The organism is Muribaculum intestinale, from assembly GCF_002201515.1.
Taxonomy (GTDB): domain Bacteria; phylum Bacteroidota; class Bacteroidia; order Bacteroidales; family Muribaculaceae; genus Muribaculum; species Muribaculum intestinale.
The window spans coordinates 330,144-350,785 of record NZ_CP021421.1; the positions used below are offsets into that span (position 1 = coordinate 330,144).

Sequence of the window (20,642 nt, forward strand, 5' to 3'; positions counted from 1 at the left end):
TTTCAGCAAAAAAAAATCACAAAAATCGCATTTTTTTCTGTGCTCAAAGAAAAGCGCATTTAATACATGTTAAAATTCCAAATATATTTGCAAACACCATTGTAATTATAGTAAATTTGCATCACGAAAACACTGCGGCATCCAACCCACCCACGATGACCGCAACCGACAATCTTAATCAACTCATTTCAAATTATGAAAAATCACACAATCCGGGCCACACTGCCCGCACCCGACACCGACCGGTGCTCAGCACAAAACCTGCGACGCCCGATTATGGGCAACTCCCTGCGTCCCGTATCCCCTCCCACACGCATATGCCGCGAGTCGGGCACACCGATAGCATCGTGGACAGCACCCGACGGCACCGCAACATGCCTCTTCCAGTCTGACTCTCTCGCCCTGTGGGCCATCCCCGCCTCCTCCGAAGCCCCCGCAAGCGTAGGCACACTCCCCGCAAAAGCCACAGCCGCCGTTTCCACAACCGAAGGGATACACATTTTCACCCCCGACGGAGTATACACAGCCGCTCCCGATGCAGATGGCCGATGGAGCCTCACAGCCGCCTATGGCCAATATCCCCCGGTAGCCATATTCCCCACCGAACCACGCATACACACCGCCGCCACCCCACGCCTCACCCTCAAGGGCGACTATACCTCATGGAGCGGAGCCATGGACAAGACCGACATTGCCATGCTCGGCAACAGCGTTATGGCCGCTCTCTCCGAAGCCACAGCCGCCGCAGTGGCCGACGGATGTGCCGCCGCACCGATACTCGCCTGGTACCGACTGCGCGACGCCGCCGGACGCGAACTGTTCCGCTCCACACCCGTGATGGTGACTCCCGACGGCATACAAGGTCCCGGGCATGTCGATGTCAGCGTAGCCGTGTCGTCTGGCTCCTACCGCCAAGTGCAGCCGACCGCGATAAGCGTCACCGGCTTCAGAATCGGTCTGCGCATCTGCGACACCGACATATCCCACGCCTCACGCCGTGCCGCCGTGCTCGAACTCATGACAGCCCCGCCCGCCGACCTCGTCGACTACTCCGCGACACCTTACGTGACACGCCTCGGCCATACTGCCACCGAGGGACAGCTGCGCATTGCCATACCTCGACTGGCCGGACAGAAGGCACTGGTTCCCGCCATGCTCGACCGTCTGGACGAAGTGTCGGAAGTCGCCGCAGTAATCCACGACCCTTTCAATCCCTCCGGAGAACTGTACTCCTCAGGCATTATCGCCGACATCCCTGCGGAATTCAATCCCGGAAACACCGCAAAATTCCTCCGCAACGCCATGTCGGGCCACACTGCCTCCGACGCCACGACGTCGATACTGCGCGAAATCTCCATGCCCCATACATTCACCGCCTCCGTGGCCACAGTGGCCGGAGATATCACAGCTTATGGCGGCATCACACCCATACACACCCTCCCCATGCCGATCAACGCAGCATGGATTGCCGGGAAAAGCTATGGCCCGTGGCAAGCCAAAGTGTGTGTAACCCTTCTGAACTCCCGGGGCCAAACCGAACGCCTGTGCGCCGAGTCGACAGGCGAGGGCCCGATACCCGAAGCGCTACTCCCCATGCTCTCCTACCCACATCCCGGAGCATTCCGAATCGACATCGAGCTTACGACCGACGGACGCACGCTCTCCCGCTCATTCCCCCTCACCCCGACACCCGCCTCAGCCGCGGCATACTATGTCGAGCCCTCCCTGCGCCCGATTCCCGTTTCATCGTTTGAGTCCACGGTGTCGCCCATGAGGGCTGTCACCGAGCGCAAACCCGTATGCCACAAATCATCGGTAGTGGTAGCCGCCACAGCCTCACCGCTCATCCCCGCCGGCACCGCGGCCATTGACTCGGCTGTCACAGCCATCACCGAATCCCGGCGCTCAACCTCCGGAATCGCCTTCGGACGCCGCCATCTGTATGTGTTCACCATGGCCGGCATCCACACCGTGAGCGTCAGCTCCTCCATGCAGATGGCCGTATCGGCTATCTCGTCGGATGGTGTCGACTCCTCCGAAGCGGTAGCCGTTGGGCCCGAGGGTGTATACGCAGCCACTCCATCGGGTGTGATATGCATCAACGGCACGCGCTCCACCGCCGTCCACCCCGGCATCTTCAAGGCCATAGCATGGTCGCCATCATTCCGCGAACTGTGGTGCCTCCCCGCCGACGGAGCCGCAAAGCCGCGTCCGGTGATAATCGACCGATTCGGACACACCTACACCCGCACCGACATAGCTCCGAAAGCATTCTGCGCGGCGCCACACACTCTGTTCATAGCCTCCTCGTCGGGATTCTTCAACGCCTCACGCGAATATGCCGACCCCGACAAGCCGATTGCCGTATCGTGGTGCATGCGCATATGCGTAGCCGATGACACCGTGCCGCGCATACGCGCCCTCACTGCCGTGGTCGGTGCCAATGACGCCGACCTGTCGATCGACCTGCTCGGCGACAATGGCACCGACAAGCCCCACCGCTTTGCCGGACTCGCGGTAGTCGGCGGCATATCAGCCCCGCTCTATCTGCCCGTGATAGCCCATCCCCACCGATACGTCACCATTTCGCTCTACGGACACGTCTCGGCCGATACGCGCATTACATCATTTCTCCTCCAGACCGGGCAGAGACTCATTTTCTAATCATCCCCTACTGTATATATATTAACGTGAGTTCGACGAAAATTAATTAGATGAGAAATTGGTGATTAGCGATAAAAGTATTAAATTTAAAGGACTCAATTTCAAACAAATACTCTTATCGCTATGCTCACCGAAGACAAAATTACTGAAATATTCGTGATTGCAGATGAATTCTGCAAAGTTTTTAATGCGATGCTCCGTCGCAGAGGTCTTTCGAAGATTCGTACGGACAGGAAGCGGGAATATCATCGAGATTGCCGTCTGTCGCAGGCGGAGGTCATTGTTATCATGATCATGTTCCACAGTTCCAACCATAAATGTCTCAAACACTTTTATCTGAACGAGATATGTCAGCGATACAGGCATCTGTTCCCCGAAACAGTCTCATACAACAGATTCACGGAGCTGGAGAAATCAGTGGTCGTTCAGTTCGTGATATTCGTAAAGAAATGTCTGCTGGGAAAATGTACCGGTATTAGTTTTGTCGACAGCACACTGCTACGTGTGTGCCGCAACCAACGGATACACATGCACAAGGTGTTCAAAGGAATAGCGCAACGTGGGAAGTGTTCGTTAGGTTGGTTCTACGGATTCAAGCTACATCTGATATGCAACGACAAGGGCGAGATTCTCAACTTCATGATCACTCCGGGAGATGTTGATGACCGGGAACCTCTGAAAGTGAAGTCGTTTGTCGAGTTCATATACGGCAAGATGGTCGGTGACAAAGGTTATATCGGCAAAGACCTGTTCTGCAAGCTGTTCATTGACGGAATCCAATTGATCACAAAACTGAAAAACAACATGAAAGGCGGTCTGAGATCAATGTATGACAGAATACTTCTGAGAAAACGGGCTATTATCGAAACTGTAAACGACCAACTCAAAAACATCGCTCAGATAGAACACTCGCGACACCGTTCATTTCCGAATTTCATCGTTAATCTCATTGGTGGGATAGCGGCTTATTGCCTGTTTCCAAAGAAACCGAGGATAAACTTAGAACGCGTGTATGATAATCAGATGACTCTCTTTTGATTATTTTCATCGAACTCACGTTATATTATGGAAAACATCACCGATATACTTGCCGAAAACGCACGGCGCACAGCCGCCATGCGTGCACCCTACGACCCGCTCACCGGCCAAGGAAGCCATCTGCCTCGCGTCGAGGCCATCGACCCCAAGGGCACACCCTGCCGCATACCTCAGACAATGGCCGACGACCCCGCCATTCTCACCGTGGCACGCGACCGTCACGCATGGTGCATGCTACGCTTCTCCCACGACTTCGAGTTCTGGGCCGCCACATGCGTCAGAATCAAAGATAAACTCTCGGGACGCGACATACCGTTTGTGCTCAACCGTCCCCAGCGACGGGTACTTGCCGTGCTCGAAGGCATGCGCGTGGCCCGGCGCCCGATACGCCTGATAATGCTGAAGGCCCGGCAATGGGGCGGCTCTACACTTATACAGATGTATATGGCGTGGATTCAATGCATCCACCACCGCAACTGGCACTCCCTGATATGCGCCCACGTGAAGGACACAGCCTCAACCATACGGGGCATGTACACCAAGATGCTCGCATGCTACCCCGACGAGTTCTGGCCCGACGACTCTCCCCACGACTTCCGTCCATTCGAGCGCTCGGTCAACACACGCGTCATCACAGGGCGCGACTGCCGCGTGACTGTAGGGTCGTCAGAGGGACAGGAAGCCGTGCGAGGAGCCGACTACGCAATGGCCCACCTGAGCGAGGTGGCATTCTGGAAAGACTCGCCGACACAGTCGCCCGAGGGATTCATCCGCGCCATATGCGGAGGCATAGTCCGCCAACCCGACACTCTGATTGCGCTCGAAAGCACAGCCAACGGAGTAGGCAACTATTTCCACTCCGAATGGCTACGCTCAGAGGCCGGCCGCAGCGACAAGGCCGCCGTGTTCGTGCCGTGGTATGAGATTGACATATACACCGCCGAAGTCCCCGATGCCGAAGCGCTATGGAGGTCAATGTCCGACTATGAGCGCTGGCTGTGGCAGCTCGGATGCACACTCGACCAGATACAATGGTACCGCGAGAAACTGAGCGAATACCCGTCGCGCCATCTGATGCAGGCCGAATTCCCATCATCGGCCACCGAAGCCTTTGCAAACACCGGAAGCGGAGTGTTTGCCCCGACGCTGATTGACACTCTGCGGGCACGGTGTTCTGACTCCTACGAGCTGGGCGAACTATCCACCGCATCGCCACTGCTTCCTGGAGCCATGACCGTCAACGGATTCGTGGCCGACCCATGCGGACATCTGAAAGTATGGTCGAGACCTCGCCACGGCATCGACCGCTACGTAGTGTCGGTCGACATAGGCGGCCGCACCGACCGAGCCGACTTCTCCGTAATAGCCGTCATCGACCGGTTTCCGCCACACGGGCTACCGGAAATAGTGGCACAGTGGAGAGGACACATCGACCACGACCTGCTCACCGCAAAAGCAGCCGCAATAGCGTCGTGGTATGGCAACGCACTGCTGGTCGTAGAGAGCAATTCACTTGAAAGCCAGACTACTCCCGACACCGACAATGCCCTCATACTGCTGTCGGAACTCAACCGTCATTACCCCAACCTCTACCGACGGCGGGCACTCGACTCGGCCACTCACTCCCTTGAGAACCGTGTCGGATTTCACACCAACCGTCAGACCAAGGCCCTGGTCATAGGCCATCTGATAAGCCTCGTGCGCGACAGCGCCTACATCGAGCGCGACACTGAGGCCTGCAACGAGCTTGCCGTATACGAGCGCGACCCTTCGGGAAGATACGCCGCTCGCCACGGATGTCACGACGACATACTGATGACCCGCGCCATCGGCCTGTGGGTAGCGTCGCAGATGCCCCCTCCGGCCGACCTGTCAGACATCGCTTTTCATCGACCTAAGCGCATACGCTGAGTGTACGTTTTCTTTTCCCGCTAACAATATCGGCAGATTACACCCGTGCCGGCTACAATTCATTACCCCGACTCTCGATATATGAATCATTTTTCTCAACATACGCTTTTTTCGCACATTTTACCCCGCGGTGTGCCATAGGTTAAGTATATGTTAAAATATATTTACCATCCAATTATTTAATTATATTTGCTGTCGGAAAAGCTGTTTATGCTTTACGACATCACTCCACATCACACATTACTAACATAACTTACACCGATATGGCAAAAGTATTTGGAGCAGTGGTAATCGACACTGACCGTTGCAAGGGATGCGATCTCTGCGTGGTGGCATGTCCGAAAGATGTGCTCTCGCTGCAGGGCAAGGAGGTTAACGACCGTGGCTACCACTTCGCATATACCGTGCGCCCCGCCGATTGCATCGGATGTGCCAACTGTGCCGTGGTGTGTCCCGACGGATGCATTGAGGTATATCGTGCCCTCGAGAAATAGTATCCCCCATAATGTTGAATTTTGACTATACACATTTATGAGCGAAGAAGTTAGACTGATGAAGGGTAACGAAGCCCTTGCACATGCCGCTATAAGGTATGGAGCCGACGGATACTTCGGATATCCCATCACACCGCAGAGCGAGGTCCTGGAGACCCTTGAGGAACTGATGCCGTGGGACACCACAGGCATGGTAGTGCTTCAGGCCGAGAGCGAGGTAGCGGCCATCAACATGGTATACGGCGGCGCCGCCTGCGGCAAGGCCGTGTTCACATCGTCATCATCGCCCGGTGTGTCGCTTAAGCAGGAAGGTATCAGCTACATAGCCGCAGGAGAGCTGCCCGCACTTATAATCAACGTGATGCGCGGCGGCCCCGGACTCGGCACAATACAGCCATCACAGGCCGATTATTTTCAGACCACAAAGGGGGGAGGACACGGCGACTACCGCCTGATTACACTCGCCCCGGCCACCGTGCAGGAGATGGCCGACTTCGTGGCCCTCGGATTTGATCTCGCCTTCAAATACCGCACTCCGGCCATTATACTCGCCGACGGAATCGTCGGGCAGATGATGGAAAAGGTGGTGCTACCTCCCCAGCGCCCCAGGCGCACCCCCGAAGAGATTGCCGCACAATGCCCGTGGGCAATAACAGGAAAACCCGCATCGCGTCAGCGCAATATCATGACAACCCTTGAGCTCATGCCACAGGCAATGGAGGAAATCAACATCCGCCTTCAACAAAAATACCGCATGATTGAGGAAAACGAAGTGAGATTTGCCACATACGGCATCGACGACTGCGACTACCTCATCGTGGCCTTCGGCTCAATAGCCCGCATATCGCAGAAAGCCATCGAGATGGCCGCCGAACAGGGCGTGAAGATAGGCATCATACGTCCCATCACACTATGGCCGTTCCCCACTGCGGAGATAGAGCGCCTTGCCGCAAAGGTGAAAGGCATAATGGTGGTGGAGCTCAACGCCGGACAGATGATCGAGGACGTGCGCCTCGCATGCCACGACTCAGTGCCCGTATACCACTTCGGACGCCTCGGCGGAATCGTCCCCAACCCACAGGAAATCCTCGACGCATTCTTCAACCATTTCCCACAGAACTGACATATGGAACTCAACGATATCATAAAGGAAGAAAACCGAGTATACTCGCGCCCGTCGCTCCTGACCGAAGAGACCATGCACTACTGCCCGGGATGCAGCCACGGGGTAGTACATAAACTTGTGGCTGAAATCGTAGAAGAGCTCGGCCTCGAAGACAAGACCATAGGCATAGCGCCCGTAGGATGTGCCGTATTCGCATACCGCTACATCGATATCGACTGGATTGAAGCCGCCCACGGACGCGCCCCGGCCGTGGCCACAGCCGTCAAGCGCCTCAGCCCCGACAAAATGGTGTTCACCTACCAGGGCGACGGCGACCTCGCAGCCATAGGCACATGCGAGACCATACACGCCGCCAACCGTGGCGAAAACATCGTGATCATATTCATCAACAACGGCATATACGGCATGACCGGCGGACAGATGGCACCGACAACACTCGAAGGGATGGTGACATCGACCACCCCCTACGGACGCCGCACCGACCTCAACGGACACCCGCTCAACATAACACCCCTGCTCGCCCTCCTGCCCGGCACATGCTATGTAACCCGTCAGGCAGTACACACTCCTGCCGCCGTGCGCAAGGCCAAGCCCGCCCTGCGAAAAGCATTTGCCGCAGCCATGGAAGGGCGCGGAACATCTGTGGTCGAGGTGGTAAGCACATGCAACTCCGGATGGAAAATGTCGCCCGCCAAGTCAAATGAGTGGATGGAGCAGAACATGTTCCCAGCCTATCCTCTCGGCGACCTCAAAAATACCCTCGACCAATAAGAGTTAAGAGCTAAAAGACACCCAGCATGAAAGAAGAAATCATCATATCGGGCTTCGGCGGACAGGGAGTACTCTCGATGGGAAAGATACTCGCATACGCAGGGCTTATGAACAATCTGGAAGTGACATGGATGCCGGCCTACGGCCCCGAGCAGCGCGGAGGCACAGCCAACGTCACCGTAATCCTCAGCGACACTCCGATTAGCTCGCCCGTGCTCGACACCTACGACACAGCCGTAGTGCTCAACCAGCAGAGCCTCGACAAATTCGAGTCTAAGGTAAAGCCCGGCGGACTCCTCATATACGATGCCTACGGCATACACCGCCGCCCCGAGCGCACCGACATAATCGTACGCGAGATACCGGCAATGGATGCAGCCGTAGAGATGGGCAACTCCAAGACATACAACATGATTGTACTTGGTGCCATTCTCGGCATGAAACCGGTGGTCGATGTCGACGCCGTGTTGCGCGGGCTTAAAAAGACCCTCCCTGAGCGTCACCACCACCTGCTCCCACTAAACGAGCAGGCCATCCGACGCGGCATGGACCTCGTCAAAAATTAAGAAACTGTTTAAAATTCATATTACTTTGCTTTTGAGAGTCTTGTCGGCGTCTTTTCGTTTGTTCTTCGGTCATGTAGCTACTGCTACACTCCCTCATCACAAGCAAAAATCCATCTGACAATCCATATCAAAATCGGTATCATATAAATTTAAACAGTTTCTAAGACCACGTTCCACAATATTCGGGCTCCATCCACAACCCGACGCGTTAGCGCATAGCCCCTTTAGGGGCGTCCACAACGTTAGCCTATGGTAAGAGCCGCGTTAGCGGTTCGCAACCATAGGTTGGTGCCCCATCCCTCAAAATGCCCGGCGTAGCCCGGCGTTGTCAACAAATACCGGGGAACGGTGTCTCAGTGTTTGTTTTGTCTCCGAATAAGAGCTTGATGTCAAGATGACTTCAAGCTCTCAGATTATCATCTGAAAATTGCATGCTGAAAATCATTCCGTATCCGAGATTTGTTGTAACTTTGTAAACATATTTCACGATTCACGGATGATTGAGCGTATTATAATTATCGACAGCGTGGATCCCGTAAGTTTTTACGGGGTAAACAACTGCAACATGCAGTTAATCAGGAATCTGTTCCCGAAACTGCGCATGGCCGCACGCGGACAGGTAATAAAAGTTATCGGCGACGAAGAGGAGACCGCACAGTTTGAAAAGCGCATAAAAGAGCTCGAAGACTACTGCTCACGCTACAACAAACTGCCCGAGGACGTAATCCTCGACATCGTAAAAGGCCACTCCCCGAAAGAGATGAAACGCGACGACGTAATCATCTACGGCATCAACGGAAAGCCTATCGCCGCACGCAACCCCAACCAGCAGAAACTCGTCGACGCATTTATCCACAACGACCTCACATTTGCCCTCGGCCCCGCCGGTACAGGCAAGACCTACATAGCCATTGCCTTGGCTGTCAGAGCGCTGAAAAACCGTGAGGTGCGCAAGATTATCCTCTCGCGCCCGGCAGTCGAGGCCGGAGAAAAACTCGGATTCCTGCCCGGCGACATGAAGGACAAAATCGACCCCTACCTCCAGCCGCTTTACGACGCACTCGAAGATATGATTCCGGCCGTAAAGCTCAAGGAATACATGGACAACAACGTAATCCAGATAGCTCCCCTCGCATTCATGCGCGGACGCACACTCAACGACGCCGTCATCGTGCTCGACGAGGCCCAGAACACCACCACCCACCAGATTAAGATGTTTCTCACCCGACTGGGCATGAACGCCAAGATGATAATCACCGGCGACGTGACCCAGATCGACCTCCCGCGCTCGGTACGCTCAGGCCTCGTGCAGGCCCTCCACGTGCTCAACGGCGTAGAGGGTATCGGCATGGTGGAGTTTGGCAAAAAGGATATCGTGCGCCACCATCTCGTGCAACGCATCGTAGAGGCCTACCAGCATTACGACGATGAAATGAAATCCCAACGCGACACCCCGGAACAGCCGGAACTCTCCGACTGACCGCCAACAACCACGAATTCAATCACAACTATCACATCATAACAGCAATGGCACAGACACTTACCAAGACCGATTTCAATTTTCCCGGCCAAAAGAGCGTGTACCACGGTAAAGTACGCGACGTCTACGACATCAACGACGACATCATGGTGATGGTCGCCACCGACCGCATATCGGCATTTGACGTGATTCTCCCCAAAGGCATACCCTTCAAGGGACAGGTGCTCAACCAGATTGCGGCAAAGTTCCTCGACGCCACAGCCGACATAGTACCCAACTGGAAGCTCGCCACTCCCGACCCGATGGTGACAGTCGGACTCAAGTGCGAGGGATTCCGCGTGGAGATGATTATCCGCGGCTACCTCACCGGCAGCGCATGGCGTGACTATCAGGCAGGATGCCGCGAGATATGCGGCGTACGCCTCCCCGACGGGATGAAGGAGAACGAGAAATTCCCCGAACCAATCATCACCCCGACCACAAAAGCCGAGGCCGGACACGATGAAAACATCTCGCGCGAGGAAATCATCGCCCAGGGCATCGTCGACAAAGCCGACTACGAGCAGATGGAAGAGTACACCCGCGAGCTCTTCAAGCGCGGCTCGGAAATCGCCGCAAAGCATGGTCTGATACTTGTCGACACCAAATATGAGTTTGGAAAACGCGACGGAAAGGTATACCTCATCGACGAAATCCACACACCCGACTCGTCGCGCTACTTCTATGCCGACGGATACGAGGAGCGCTTCGCCAAGGGCGAGCCCCAGAAGCAGCTCTCAAAAGAGTTTGTGCGCCAGTGGCTTATCGAAAACGGCTTCATGGGCAAAGAGGGCCAGCAGGTGCCCGAGATGACCGACGCCTACTGCGAGTCGGTAAGCGACCGCTACATCGAACTGTACGAGCACATCACCGGCGAGAAATTCGACCGCGACGCAGAGACAGCCGACATAGCCTCGCGCATCGAGAAGTCAGTGACAGCCTGGCTTGAAGCCCGCAAATAACAGACTCTTATGGATGTAAAAGCCGAGCGCGTCAACCCCTACCGAGGCGACACGCGATGCAAGACAGAGCAGGTGCGCGACATGTTCGACTCCATAGCTCCCGCCTACGACTTCATGAACCGGATGATGACCTTCGGCATCGACCGGCTGTGGCGTCGCAAGGCAGTGCGCATGCTTGCCTCCGGGCCCCATGCCGACATACTCGACGTGGCCACAGGCACAGGCGACCTTGCCCTGCTGCTTGCCCGCTCGCTCCGCCCGGCTACAGTGACAGGCATCGACCTGAGCGAAGGCATGCTTGAGGTGGCGCGCCGCAAGGCATCCGCCGACACCGGAGCCGCCGCCTCGGGAACAAAGATGACATTTCTCGCCGCCGACTGCCTCCACCTCCCCATGCCCGACGGGACCTACGACATCGTCACCGCCGCCTACGGAGTGCGCAACTTCGAGCATCTGCTCCGGGGATACCGCGAGATGTACCGTGTGCTGAGGCCCGGCGGCACACTCTGTGTAATCGAGCTGTCGACACCGACATCGCCGCTGGTCAAACCACTCTACCGCTTCTACACCCGCCATATCATACCCCTGGCGGGGCGTATCGTAAGCCGCGACGTGCGCGCCTACAGCTATCTGCCCGAAAGCATCGCTGCGGTGCCTCAGGGCGAATCGATGCTCGCCCTCATGTGCGAAGCCGGATTCTCGGCCACAGAGCACCATCCTCTCACATTCGGCGTGTGTACCATCTACATCGCCCGTAAATAATCTCATGCCATAGCCCCTGCCTTGGGGCTATGGCCATTTTTTCACCACATCATCCCCCTCATACAATAAGCAATGGAACTTTCACAACTTACAGCCATATCGCCCGTCGACGGACGCTACCGCGGTAAATGCGCGGCTCTCGACCAGTACTTCTCAGAATATGCTCTCATCCGCTACCGCGTGCGCGTGGAGGTTGAGTATTTCATCGCCCTCTGCGAGATACCTCTCCCCCAGCTGTCGGAGGTAGACCACGCCCTGTTTCCCGCCCTCCGCGCCATCTACAAGGACTTCTCGACTGCTGACGCACAGCGCATCAAGGAGATAGAATCCGTCACCAACCACGACGTAAAGGCGGTGGAATACTTCCTCAAGGAGAAGTTTGACACCCTCGGCCTTACCGGCGTAAAAGAGTTTATCCACTTCGGCCTTACCTCGCAGGATATCAACAACACATCAGTGCCCATGTCGGTTAAGGAAGCCATCGCCGAGGCATACCGTCCCATGCTCGTAGAGCTCATCGAGCATCTTGAGGCACGCGCCGACGAGTGGGCCGACCTACCCATGCTCGCCAAGACCCACGGCCAGCCCGCATCGCCCACACGTCTCGGAAAAGAGATACGCGTGTTCAGCTACCGCCTGCGCAAACAGCTCGCCATGCTCGACGCCACAACCGTCAGCGGCAAGTTTGGCGGCGCCACAGGCAACTTCAACGCCCACCTTACGGCATATCCCGAAATCGACTGGCGCAAATTCGCGGCCACATTCCTCAGCGAGCGTCTCGGCATCGAACGCGAGGAATACACCACCCAGATATCCAACTACGACAATCTGGCTGCCATATTCGACGCCATGCGCCGCATCAACACCATCATCCTCGACCTCGACCGCGACATGTGGCAGTACATATCGATGGAGTACTTCAAGCAGAAAATCAAGGCCGGAGAGGTAGGCTCATCGGCCATGCCCCACAAGGTCAACCCCATCGACTTCGAAAATTCCGAGGGCAACCTCGGCATCGCCAACGCCATACTCGACCACCTCGCGTCGAAACTGCCCGTAAGCCGCCTGCAGCGCGACCTTACCGACTCGACCGTGCTGCGCAACGTCGGTGTGCCTATGGCCCACATGATGATTGCCATCGCTTCGACCCTCAAGGGACTCGGCAAACTCCTGCTCAACGAGACCGCCATCAACCGCGACCTCGACGGCATGTGGAACGTAGTGGCCGAAGGCATACAGACCATCTTGCGCCGCGAAGGATATCCCAAGCCATACGAGACACTCAAGGAACTCACACGCGTCAACACTACAGTGACAGCCGAGAGCATCGCAGCCTTCATCGACACACTCAACGTGTCGGCCGAGGTGAAAGAGGAGCTGCACCGTCTGTCGCCCCACACCTACACCGGATATTGATTTTCCACAACATGCCATAAACCGGGCTGCCCTGCATAATCATCACGGGGCAGCCCGGTTTTATATAGAAAAGTGTATTATATCAGTAAGTATTTGGTCTATAATTAAATTTGAGCTAAATTTACACTCGTTTTCTAATTCAATCATTATTTTTTTATTTTCACAACAAAAAAATGCGAAATTCTTTACTTTGTTTATTAGCTATGGCCGGTATCCCTACCGGAGCGAGTGCGATAGCTCCACCGGCCGGGCTTGCACAGAGCGGCTACGACGGCCACTCGCTTACTCTGACATGGGAAGCCGTAGAGGGCGCCACAGGGTATGAGGTATCGGTATGGCATCTGGGAGAGAGCACTACCGAGGCACAGTATGTAAACCAAATTATCAACAAGGATAATCCTGTATTATACACACCGGTCGTCAACGGACATCTTGACAAAGCGGTAATCAACTATACTATAAGCGGCACCACCGGCATCGACAATGACAAAACGCTCCCGCTTATCTTCCGCCAGGCGGATGCCAGCCACGAAATCAGCTCGATATTCCGTGGCGAAATATATATGGGTCAGCTTGCCGTCACCAATCAGGTATCCACCTACGAAATATTTGGCGGCTATCCTGTCGACGAGTTCACCCAGTGTATCTACATAGAGGCCGGCCCATCGGGCAGCGAGCCTACCGGCGAAGGCACCATGACGATATCGACCGTGGTAAACACCTACCGTCCCAACATATATATAATGGACCACGAGGCCTCGACCGCCACAACAATGAAAGTGAGCGGCCTCGACCCCGCCACCAACTACTATGCCAGCGTAAAGGCTATCGGCGGCGAAGATATATCGGCAGCTTCCGAGATACTTCATCTCGACAGCCTCGTGCCTACAGTGCTGAAACCGGCATCGTCAGTAACCCCCAGTTCATATACCGCCAACTGGGAGGCCAATCCCAAAGCCTCCTCCTACGTAGTGACCAACTACGAGATTATCTCGGCCGACGGCATATGCCAGATAAGCGAGAACGGCGCAAAATGCAGTGGCGGCACATTCGACAATCCTACCACTGTTGAATCGCTCGACGAGTACACCGACACCAAAGGCTGGAAGGGCGTGACCTGTCTGGTAGCCGACGGCATGTTTGGTGTAGCCGACGGAGCCGTGCGAGGCGGACGTCCCATCGGAGGCGAGATGTTATCACCCAACGCCGACTTCTCGGCCAACAACGGCAAGTTGAACATAACCTTGTCGATGCACGCCACTCCCGAAGATGTCATCACAGTGTATATCGGTTCATTCTCTTCCGACAAGGCCCATGTAATCACAGTACCCGAGAGCGGCATCGTCACCGAGTCGTTTGAGATCTCAGGAGGTACTGCCGATGACTATATCCGCTTCGAATCGAAGAATCTGAAGAAATTCTTCATCAGAAGCATCACCGTAGCACAGGGCGAACCGTTAGAGAACATCCTGCTTGAGGACAGCTTTGACAAAGCCACTTCAGGCACATTCGACTCACCGATAGAGCGCATCTCGGCCGACGACTATACAGAAATGCCCGGATGGAGTGTCAATTCGGCCATCGTGGCCAAAGGCATGTTCGGCACATTCGACGGAATGATTCTCGGCGGACGCCCCTACGGCGGAGGCACCATGGTGACTCCGGCCCTCGGCTTTGCCGAAGGCGATGCCACAATATCTTTCCGCCTGCAGAGCAGCAAGCCCTCAGAGGACCAGATTACGGTATACATCGGCGAATACGACGAAGCCCGCGCCAAAGTATTTGACGTGCCTGCCGACGGCATTATCGACGAGACCGTGACTCTCTCGGGAGCATACGACGGAGCCACTGTGCACTTCGAGTCGAAGAATCTGAAGAAATTCATGCTCGACGACATAAAGGTGTACCAGACACTCGCTCCCGGTCAGAAGTCGTACAAGAAACTCGAATCGGCCACCGTCAACGGCACCTCCCACACATTCACCGGCCTTGAGTCGGGCAAGACCTACGGCTATTCCGTGCGCACCGACTATCTTAATTTCTTCGGAATGACAGAAGAGGGCGCCGAATCGGCAGTGATGCAGGTAAGCGCCACCTCAAGTATCGAGTGCGTGCCCGGAATCTCCGACAGCGAATCGCCTGTAGTATCCGTAATCTACACCGACCTCGCAGGGCGCCGCATCATCGAGCCCGCTCCTGGCAGTGTAGTGATACGCACAGCCGTGCATGCCGACGGCTCACGTTCCGTGTCGAAGCAGCTCGTACGCTAAGCATCCGCTTAGCCACTCTCTAAGCAACATCCAAGCATATCGCAATACCTCTCTACAAGAGGCGTATCATGCCCGCCACAACGGTCGGGCCATGATACGCCTCTTGCTGTATATATAACCACCCATTCCGCAATTAAATATATTTAACACTAATTAACTACAAATCGGCGGCAAAATAACTTTTTTTTACATCTTTGCACAAAATTTAAAATTTATCGGTTTATCACCCATTTACAACACCACATATCACATCAGCTTATTGCCATGCCTCAATCAATACGCAGAAGTCTCTCCATAATGTCATTATCGCTTGCCATGCTTGCCACAGCAACAGCCATGCATGCTGCCACAGTCGACTTCTCGGTGGTGAGCGTTCCGGAAGAGAGCGGCCTGGAGCTCACCAAGATATCGGTCAACAGCGACTTTGTATGCCTGCCAAAGGTTAAACGCACGGGAAAGCGTGTCGACTGGTTCACCAACCGGGTGCTCAGCCTTATGCCCAACACCAACAACATAGCCTACCTGTCGTTTCGCAACAACACGACCAACATATTTCTGAAAGACCTTGCGAAACAAGGCTCTTCGCGCCAGCGCACAAACCGCACGGGAGTGATAGATTTCTCCTTCTCGCCCGACGGTAAAACCCTCTATTTCTCAGAATCGCGAGGGAAAACGACCCAGATATTCTCAACCGACGCCTCCAACGGCTATGTGTGCCGTCAGATAACATCGGGCGCCAACGACTATTCACCCATCCAGGCCCCCGGCTCGGCCATGGTATTTTTCGCCCGCACCGAAAACAAAGGCGGATGCAGCATATGGAGCTACAATCTGAAAGACAACTTCCTGTCGAACTACTCGCCGGGCCAGAACCCCTGCCCTGTGAACAAAGAGAGCGCCTTGATAGTATCGCGCCAGACACCCGGCGGGAATGCCGAATTATGGAAAATCAACTATGACACCGGAGTGGAGGAATGCATCGTATCGGCCACCGACAAAAGTTTCACCACCCCGATGATATCGCCCGACGGGCGCTGGATTGTATTCGTAGGCTCATCGGTAGTGGAGGGCCAGGGTGTCGCCTACCACAATACCGACATATATGTATGCCGCATCGACGGGACCGACCTGCGCCAGCTTACCCACCATGCCGCCGACGACCTCAGCCCCATATGGAGCCACGACGGCAGAAACATCTACTTCATATCGCAGCGTGGAGATGCCGACGCCACAGCCAACATATGGCGCATGACATTCACCGAATAAGCACAGAGGCATTGAAGCCATCATAACGACTTCAGCATCTTATTTCATATTTATTAATAATTTCCAATCAGAGACACGACAATGAAAAGTTTAAAAGCAATCATGCTCGCAGGTGCACTCGCCACCGCGGCAAGCGCGTCGGCACAGTTTGCCAACACCGGCTCCAACACTGCATCAACCGATCTCGACGACTACAACCGCATCTCAGTATCGTACAACAACACACACTTCGGATTCAACAAGGAGGCCGGAGGCTCCGACAGCGACTTCGGGCTCAATGGATTCGGCCTCAACTACATCCATGGCTTCAGCGTGAGCAGCACACTGCCCATGTTTGTCGAGACCGGCCTTAACCTCAACTTCGGCTTCGGCTCCGATACCGGCAAAAAAGTGGACCTATATGACGGATGGATTCAAGCCAACAACAAAAAGCAATTCATCAATCTCCAGGTGCCTGTAAACTTCGCTTACAAGTTTGCTATTGCCGACGGAGTATCGGTATCGCCATATGTAGGCCTCAACTTCAAGTTTAACCTTACAGGCCGCATGAAGGCAGATTTTGATTACGGCTATGATCCCGAAGAATATAGAAATCTTGATGAATTTATTGAGGATAATAATCTGCCTGATTCTGAGGGAGATTGGTTAAGCGTATTCAGCAAAGATGACATGGGCAGCAAGGATGCTACCTGGAATCGTTTCCAGATGGGATGGCATATCGGCGCAGGGCTCCAGTACAACGCCTTCTACCTCGGTGTAGAATACGGTACCGACTTCATCCCCGCCTTCAAATACGAAAAAGCCAAAGTCAACAGCAGCGACCTGAAAATCTCTCTCGGCTACTGCTTCTAAGAAGAGAAACATCTCTAAAGACTGAGATGTAAGCAATTCACATACACGCCCCTGAAAGGAGAGAAACCAACTCTCCTTTCAGGGGCGCTTTATCAATCATTAATAATAACCTTCAACGTCACCCTCAAGCATCTTGTCATCATAGTCAAGATATTGGCTAACATATCGTCGATTTTTATCAGGCAATATTTTGGAGTTCTCAGAGTACTCTGAGAACTCTGAGATTTATGCAATAAATCTCAGGATATTTCACTAAATTCGCAGGCATGACAATGCAATAACAGCCTGCCTTGAAGCAATATTCACTACGGTCAATCATTAACACATCTCCTCAATGGAAAAATTCATTCCACAACAAGGTCATTACCGCCGGCTCCGAGTATTTAGAGTCACAGAAATAATCTATGACATAACATACATATTTACACGCCGTTTTCTTTCGAAAGGGGATCGTACAATCGACCAGATGGTGCAGGCCGCCCGAAGCGGTAAACAGAACATCGCAGAAGGAAGCGCTGCCGGGACGACATCCAAAGAGACCGAGATAAAGCTGACCAACGTTGCAAAAGCCAGTTTGCAGGAGCTTTTGGTGGATTATGAAGATTATTTGCGTGTACGCGAGCTGAAACTGTGGCATAAAGACAGCCGGAAAGCTCTCCAGACACGCAGATATTGTGCGACACATGCCGACTCGGCAGATTATCGCGAGGCCGTGAAAGTAAGGAGTGACGAGACAGTAGCCAATATCGCTATAATTCTCATACATCAGGCAGATGTGTTGCTGCATCGGCTCATCGAACGACAAAAACGCGATTTCCTCATCAATGGAGGTATCCGCGAGCAGATGACCCGCGGACGCATCGAATATCGCAATTCTCAGAAAAAATAATCTCAGAGTTCTCAGAGAACTCTGAGTTCTCCGAGTACTCTGAGAACTCTGTGAACTCTGTGAACTCTGAGATTTTTTTGCAAAAAAATCTCAAGAAAATTTGGAAGAATAAAAAAGAGTGCGTACCTTTGCACCGTTCAAAACAGCAAGCCTGAGCGCAGACTTGAAGAACAGAACATATGGTGAGATTAGCTCAGTTGGTTAGAGCGTCGGATTGTGGTTCCGAAGGTCGTGGGTTCGACCCCCACACCTCACCCTATCAACCTAATGGAAGCCTTTTCGGGCTTCCATTATTTTTTTCCCGCCTTTGCATAGTAGTCACATTGTAGCAAATCCACTACGCAAAGGATTAGGGGTCAACTACAAAACTCCATAACATCGACACCCCCGCTACTGATTTCAGTAGCGGGGGTGTCGATGTTACGGGATTATGACTGGCTGAATCAGGCCTGGTGTACGGGACGGAGGAGATCGTTGACGGTCTTGACGGGATTGAATGTTGCGATGGGCACTTCGACAAATATAGTGTTCCAGTCGCTCATAGCGCCGTTCCAGAGACCCGGTAGCTCAAGGGCGCGGAGCTCGCGTCCGTTGCGCGACTTGGAGGATATGAAGCCGGTGTCGGGGTCGACGTAATCGGGAAGATTGTACTTGGCTCCCTTGACATCCTTTATGTAGCATACGAGGTCGACGGGATTGAAGTGTGTGGCCTTTGCCACCATCTCCTTATACTCGGCGCACGCGGGGTCGATCTGTGTGCTTTCGAGAATCTGGGGCGATGTCGAGCCGTCGGGGTTGTAGGTGATGTAGGGGCCTCCGCCGGGCTCACCCTCGTTGCGCACCATGCCGCACACGCGCAGTGGACGGTCGAGCTTGGCGCGGATATAGAGCACGAGGTCGGCATCTTCAAGCTGCTTGAGCTTTTCGTCGCGTATGTTGAGGGTGTCGTGCATGAAGGCTATCATCTCGCGCACGTCGTCGATGGTATAGGCGCCGCGGTCAATCATGTCGATATAGCGCGCGATGCGGTCGTGAGTCTCGATAAGACATCCGGCTATCACCTTCTTATACTGGAGAGTGGCTTCGCGCTGCGAGTCGGGCACCACGTTGTCGATATTCTTGATGAACACTACAGCCGAATCGATATCGTTGAGATTCTGGATGAGAGCGCCGTGACCGCCGGGGCGGAAGAGGAGCTTGCCGTCCTCGCGGAAGGGGGTGTTGTCGGGATTGGCGGCAACGGTGTCGGTCGATTTTTTCTGCTCGGAGAGCGATATGTGGTAGTGCACGCCGAGGGCTTTTTCAAATCCGGGCACGGCGGCGGCAATCTTCTGTTCGAAGAGAGCGCGGTGTTCGGGCGACACGGTAAAGTGGAGGTTGACGTTTCCATCCTTGTCGGTGGCAGTCTGGGCGCCTTCCACGAGGTGTTCCTCCAGAGGTGTGCGCGCACCCTCGGCATAGGAGTGGAATTTGAGCAGACCCTTGGGGAGCTGTCCGTAGCTGAGGCCCTCCTTGTTGAGCAGGGCGGCGACAATCTCCTTGGTGCGGCCTTCAGCCTTGAGAGCGGCGATGTCCTTGCCATAGAGGCGTGTGCATGTCTCGTCGAGTTCGGGGAAGAAAGCGAAATCGGCGATGCGGTCGATGAGCTGCTCTACGTCGCTGCCCGGCTTGGGAGTGTCGGCCTCGCCGTCGAGATAGGCGAAGAGCGACTTGAACATACGCGATGCGGCTCCGGAAGCCGGCACGAATTTATAGACCTGTCCGCCATCGGCGAGATATTGCTGCCAACGGTCGACGGCCTGCTGCCGGGCGGCGTCGTCAAGAGCGAGTATGCCGTTGCCCACGCGGGCCGAGTCGACGATACGTAGATATGGGAAACCTGTCTCAAAGCGTTTCAGCTGGCTTTCGAGGAGCTCGGGAGCGATTCCTTTCTCCTCGAGTGTAGTTTTGTCCTGGGGTGTCATGTTTTGGTCAGTTATGATGATGTTTAAGGTATTCGGACTGATGTCGGCGGGAGTGCCGCCACATCCCGCCGACATCAAAGCTACATATTTTTTTCGACACCTCAATAAATATCACTATATATTTTGTTTACTTTTGTATAAGTACGTAATAGAACTCTCACAACTTGCTTTA

At 54.4% G+C, this 20,642-nt stretch carries 16 protein-coding genes and 1 tRNA gene; 16 read left to right on the top strand and 1 reads right to left on the bottom strand.

Going from position 1 to position 20,642, the window contains the following annotated elements:
* The first annotated feature begins 195 nt into the window (after window positions 1-195).
* The 16 genes from ADH68_RS01505 to ADH68_RS01580 all read left to right on the top strand — a co-directional run bounded on the left by ADH68_RS01505 (window position 196) and on the right by ADH68_RS01580 (window position 18,763).
* Window positions 196-2,664 carry a hypothetical protein gene (locus ADH68_RS01505; protein WP_068960089.1) on the top strand — a complete coding sequence of 823 codons (2,469 nt, stop codon included), beginning with the start codon at window positions 196-198 and terminating at the stop codon, window positions 2,662-2,664.
* 123 nt (window positions 2,665-2,787) lie between these two features.
* Window positions 2,788-3,702, top strand: a complete 915-nt coding sequence (locus ADH68_RS01510) for an IS982 family transposase (RefSeq protein ID WP_084273912.1) — start codon at window positions 2,788-2,790, stop codon at window positions 3,700-3,702.
* 27 nt (window positions 3,703-3,729) lie between these two features.
* Window positions 3,730-5,613: a hypothetical protein gene (locus ADH68_RS01515; protein WP_068960088.1), complete on the top strand. Its 1,884-nt coding sequence runs from the start codon at window positions 3,730-3,732 to the stop codon at window positions 5,611-5,613.
* A gap of 263 nt (window positions 5,614-5,876) precedes the next feature.
* Window positions 5,877-6,107, top strand: coding sequence for a 4Fe-4S dicluster domain-containing protein (locus tag ADH68_RS01520; RefSeq protein ID WP_068960087.1), 231 nt, complete (start codon window positions 5,877-5,879; stop codon window positions 6,105-6,107).
* 37 nt (window positions 6,108-6,144) lie between these two features.
* Window positions 6,145-7,230, top strand: a complete 1,086-nt coding sequence (locus ADH68_RS01525) for a 3-methyl-2-oxobutanoate dehydrogenase subunit VorB (protein WP_068960086.1) — start codon at window positions 6,145-6,147, stop codon at window positions 7,228-7,230.
* A 3-nt stretch (window positions 7,231-7,233) separates the two neighbouring features.
* Window positions 7,234-8,004 carry a thiamine pyrophosphate-dependent enzyme gene (locus ADH68_RS01530; RefSeq protein WP_068960085.1) on the top strand — a complete coding sequence of 257 codons (771 nt, stop codon included), beginning with the start codon at window positions 7,234-7,236 and terminating at the stop codon, window positions 8,002-8,004.
* 26 nt (window positions 8,005-8,030) lie between these two features.
* A complete protein-coding gene (locus ADH68_RS01535) occupies window positions 8,031-8,570 on the top strand; it encodes a 2-oxoacid:acceptor oxidoreductase family protein (RefSeq protein ID WP_068960084.1) in 540 nt (179 codons plus the stop codon).
* Window positions 8,571-9,066: 496 nt separating this feature from the next.
* Entirely contained in the window at window positions 9,067-10,050 is a 984-nt protein-coding gene (locus tag ADH68_RS01540) for a PhoH family protein (protein WP_068960083.1), read from the top strand.
* 47 nt (window positions 10,051-10,097) lie between these two features.
* Window positions 10,098-11,051 carry a phosphoribosylaminoimidazolesuccinocarboxamide synthase gene (locus ADH68_RS01545; RefSeq protein ID WP_068960082.1) on the top strand — a complete coding sequence of 318 codons (954 nt, stop codon included), beginning with the start codon at window positions 10,098-10,100 and terminating at the stop codon, window positions 11,049-11,051.
* Window positions 11,052-11,060: 9 nt separating this feature from the next.
* Window positions 11,061-11,813, top strand: coding sequence for a bifunctional demethylmenaquinone methyltransferase/2-methoxy-6-polyprenyl-1,4-benzoquinol methylase UbiE (gene ubiE, locus ADH68_RS01550; protein ID WP_068960081.1), 753 nt, complete (start codon window positions 11,061-11,063; stop codon window positions 11,811-11,813).
* Window positions 11,814-11,885: 72 nt separating this feature from the next.
* Window positions 11,886-13,229 (top strand): adenylosuccinate lyase, encoded by a 1,344-nt coding sequence (gene purB / locus ADH68_RS01555; protein WP_068960080.1) that lies wholly within the window; start codon window positions 11,886-11,888, stop codon window positions 13,227-13,229.
* A gap of 203 nt (window positions 13,230-13,432) precedes the next feature.
* Complete coding sequence (locus tag ADH68_RS01560) at window positions 13,433-15,499, top strand: hypothetical protein (RefSeq protein WP_068960079.1); 2,067 nt, start codon at window positions 13,433-13,435, stop codon at window positions 15,497-15,499.
* Between the two features lie 264 nt (window positions 15,500-15,763).
* Window positions 15,764-16,765 (top strand): TolB family protein, encoded by a 1,002-nt coding sequence (locus ADH68_RS01565; RefSeq protein WP_232321442.1) that lies wholly within the window; start codon window positions 15,764-15,766, stop codon window positions 16,763-16,765.
* An 81-nt stretch (window positions 16,766-16,846) separates the two neighbouring features.
* Window positions 16,847-17,617, top strand: a complete 771-nt coding sequence (locus ADH68_RS01570) for an outer membrane beta-barrel protein (protein ID WP_068960077.1) — start codon at window positions 16,847-16,849, stop codon at window positions 17,615-17,617.
* Between the two features lie 334 nt (window positions 17,618-17,951).
* Complete coding sequence (locus ADH68_RS01575) at window positions 17,952-18,506, top strand: four helix bundle suffix domain-containing protein (protein ID WP_068960076.1); 555 nt, start codon at window positions 17,952-17,954, stop codon at window positions 18,504-18,506.
* Window positions 18,507-18,687: 181 nt separating this feature from the next.
* Window positions 18,688-18,763: transfer RNA gene (locus ADH68_RS01580), tRNA-His, on the top strand.
* Between the two features lie 186 nt (window positions 18,764-18,949).
* On the opposite strand, the gene ADH68_RS01585 is transcribed toward ADH68_RS01580, so the two are convergent.
* On the bottom strand, window positions 18,950-20,470 hold the full coding sequence (locus tag ADH68_RS01585; RefSeq protein WP_068961992.1) for a DUF4301 family protein: 1,521 nt from the start codon (window positions 20,468-20,470) through the stop codon (window positions 18,950-18,952).
* Window positions 20,471-20,642: the final 172 nt, after the last annotated feature.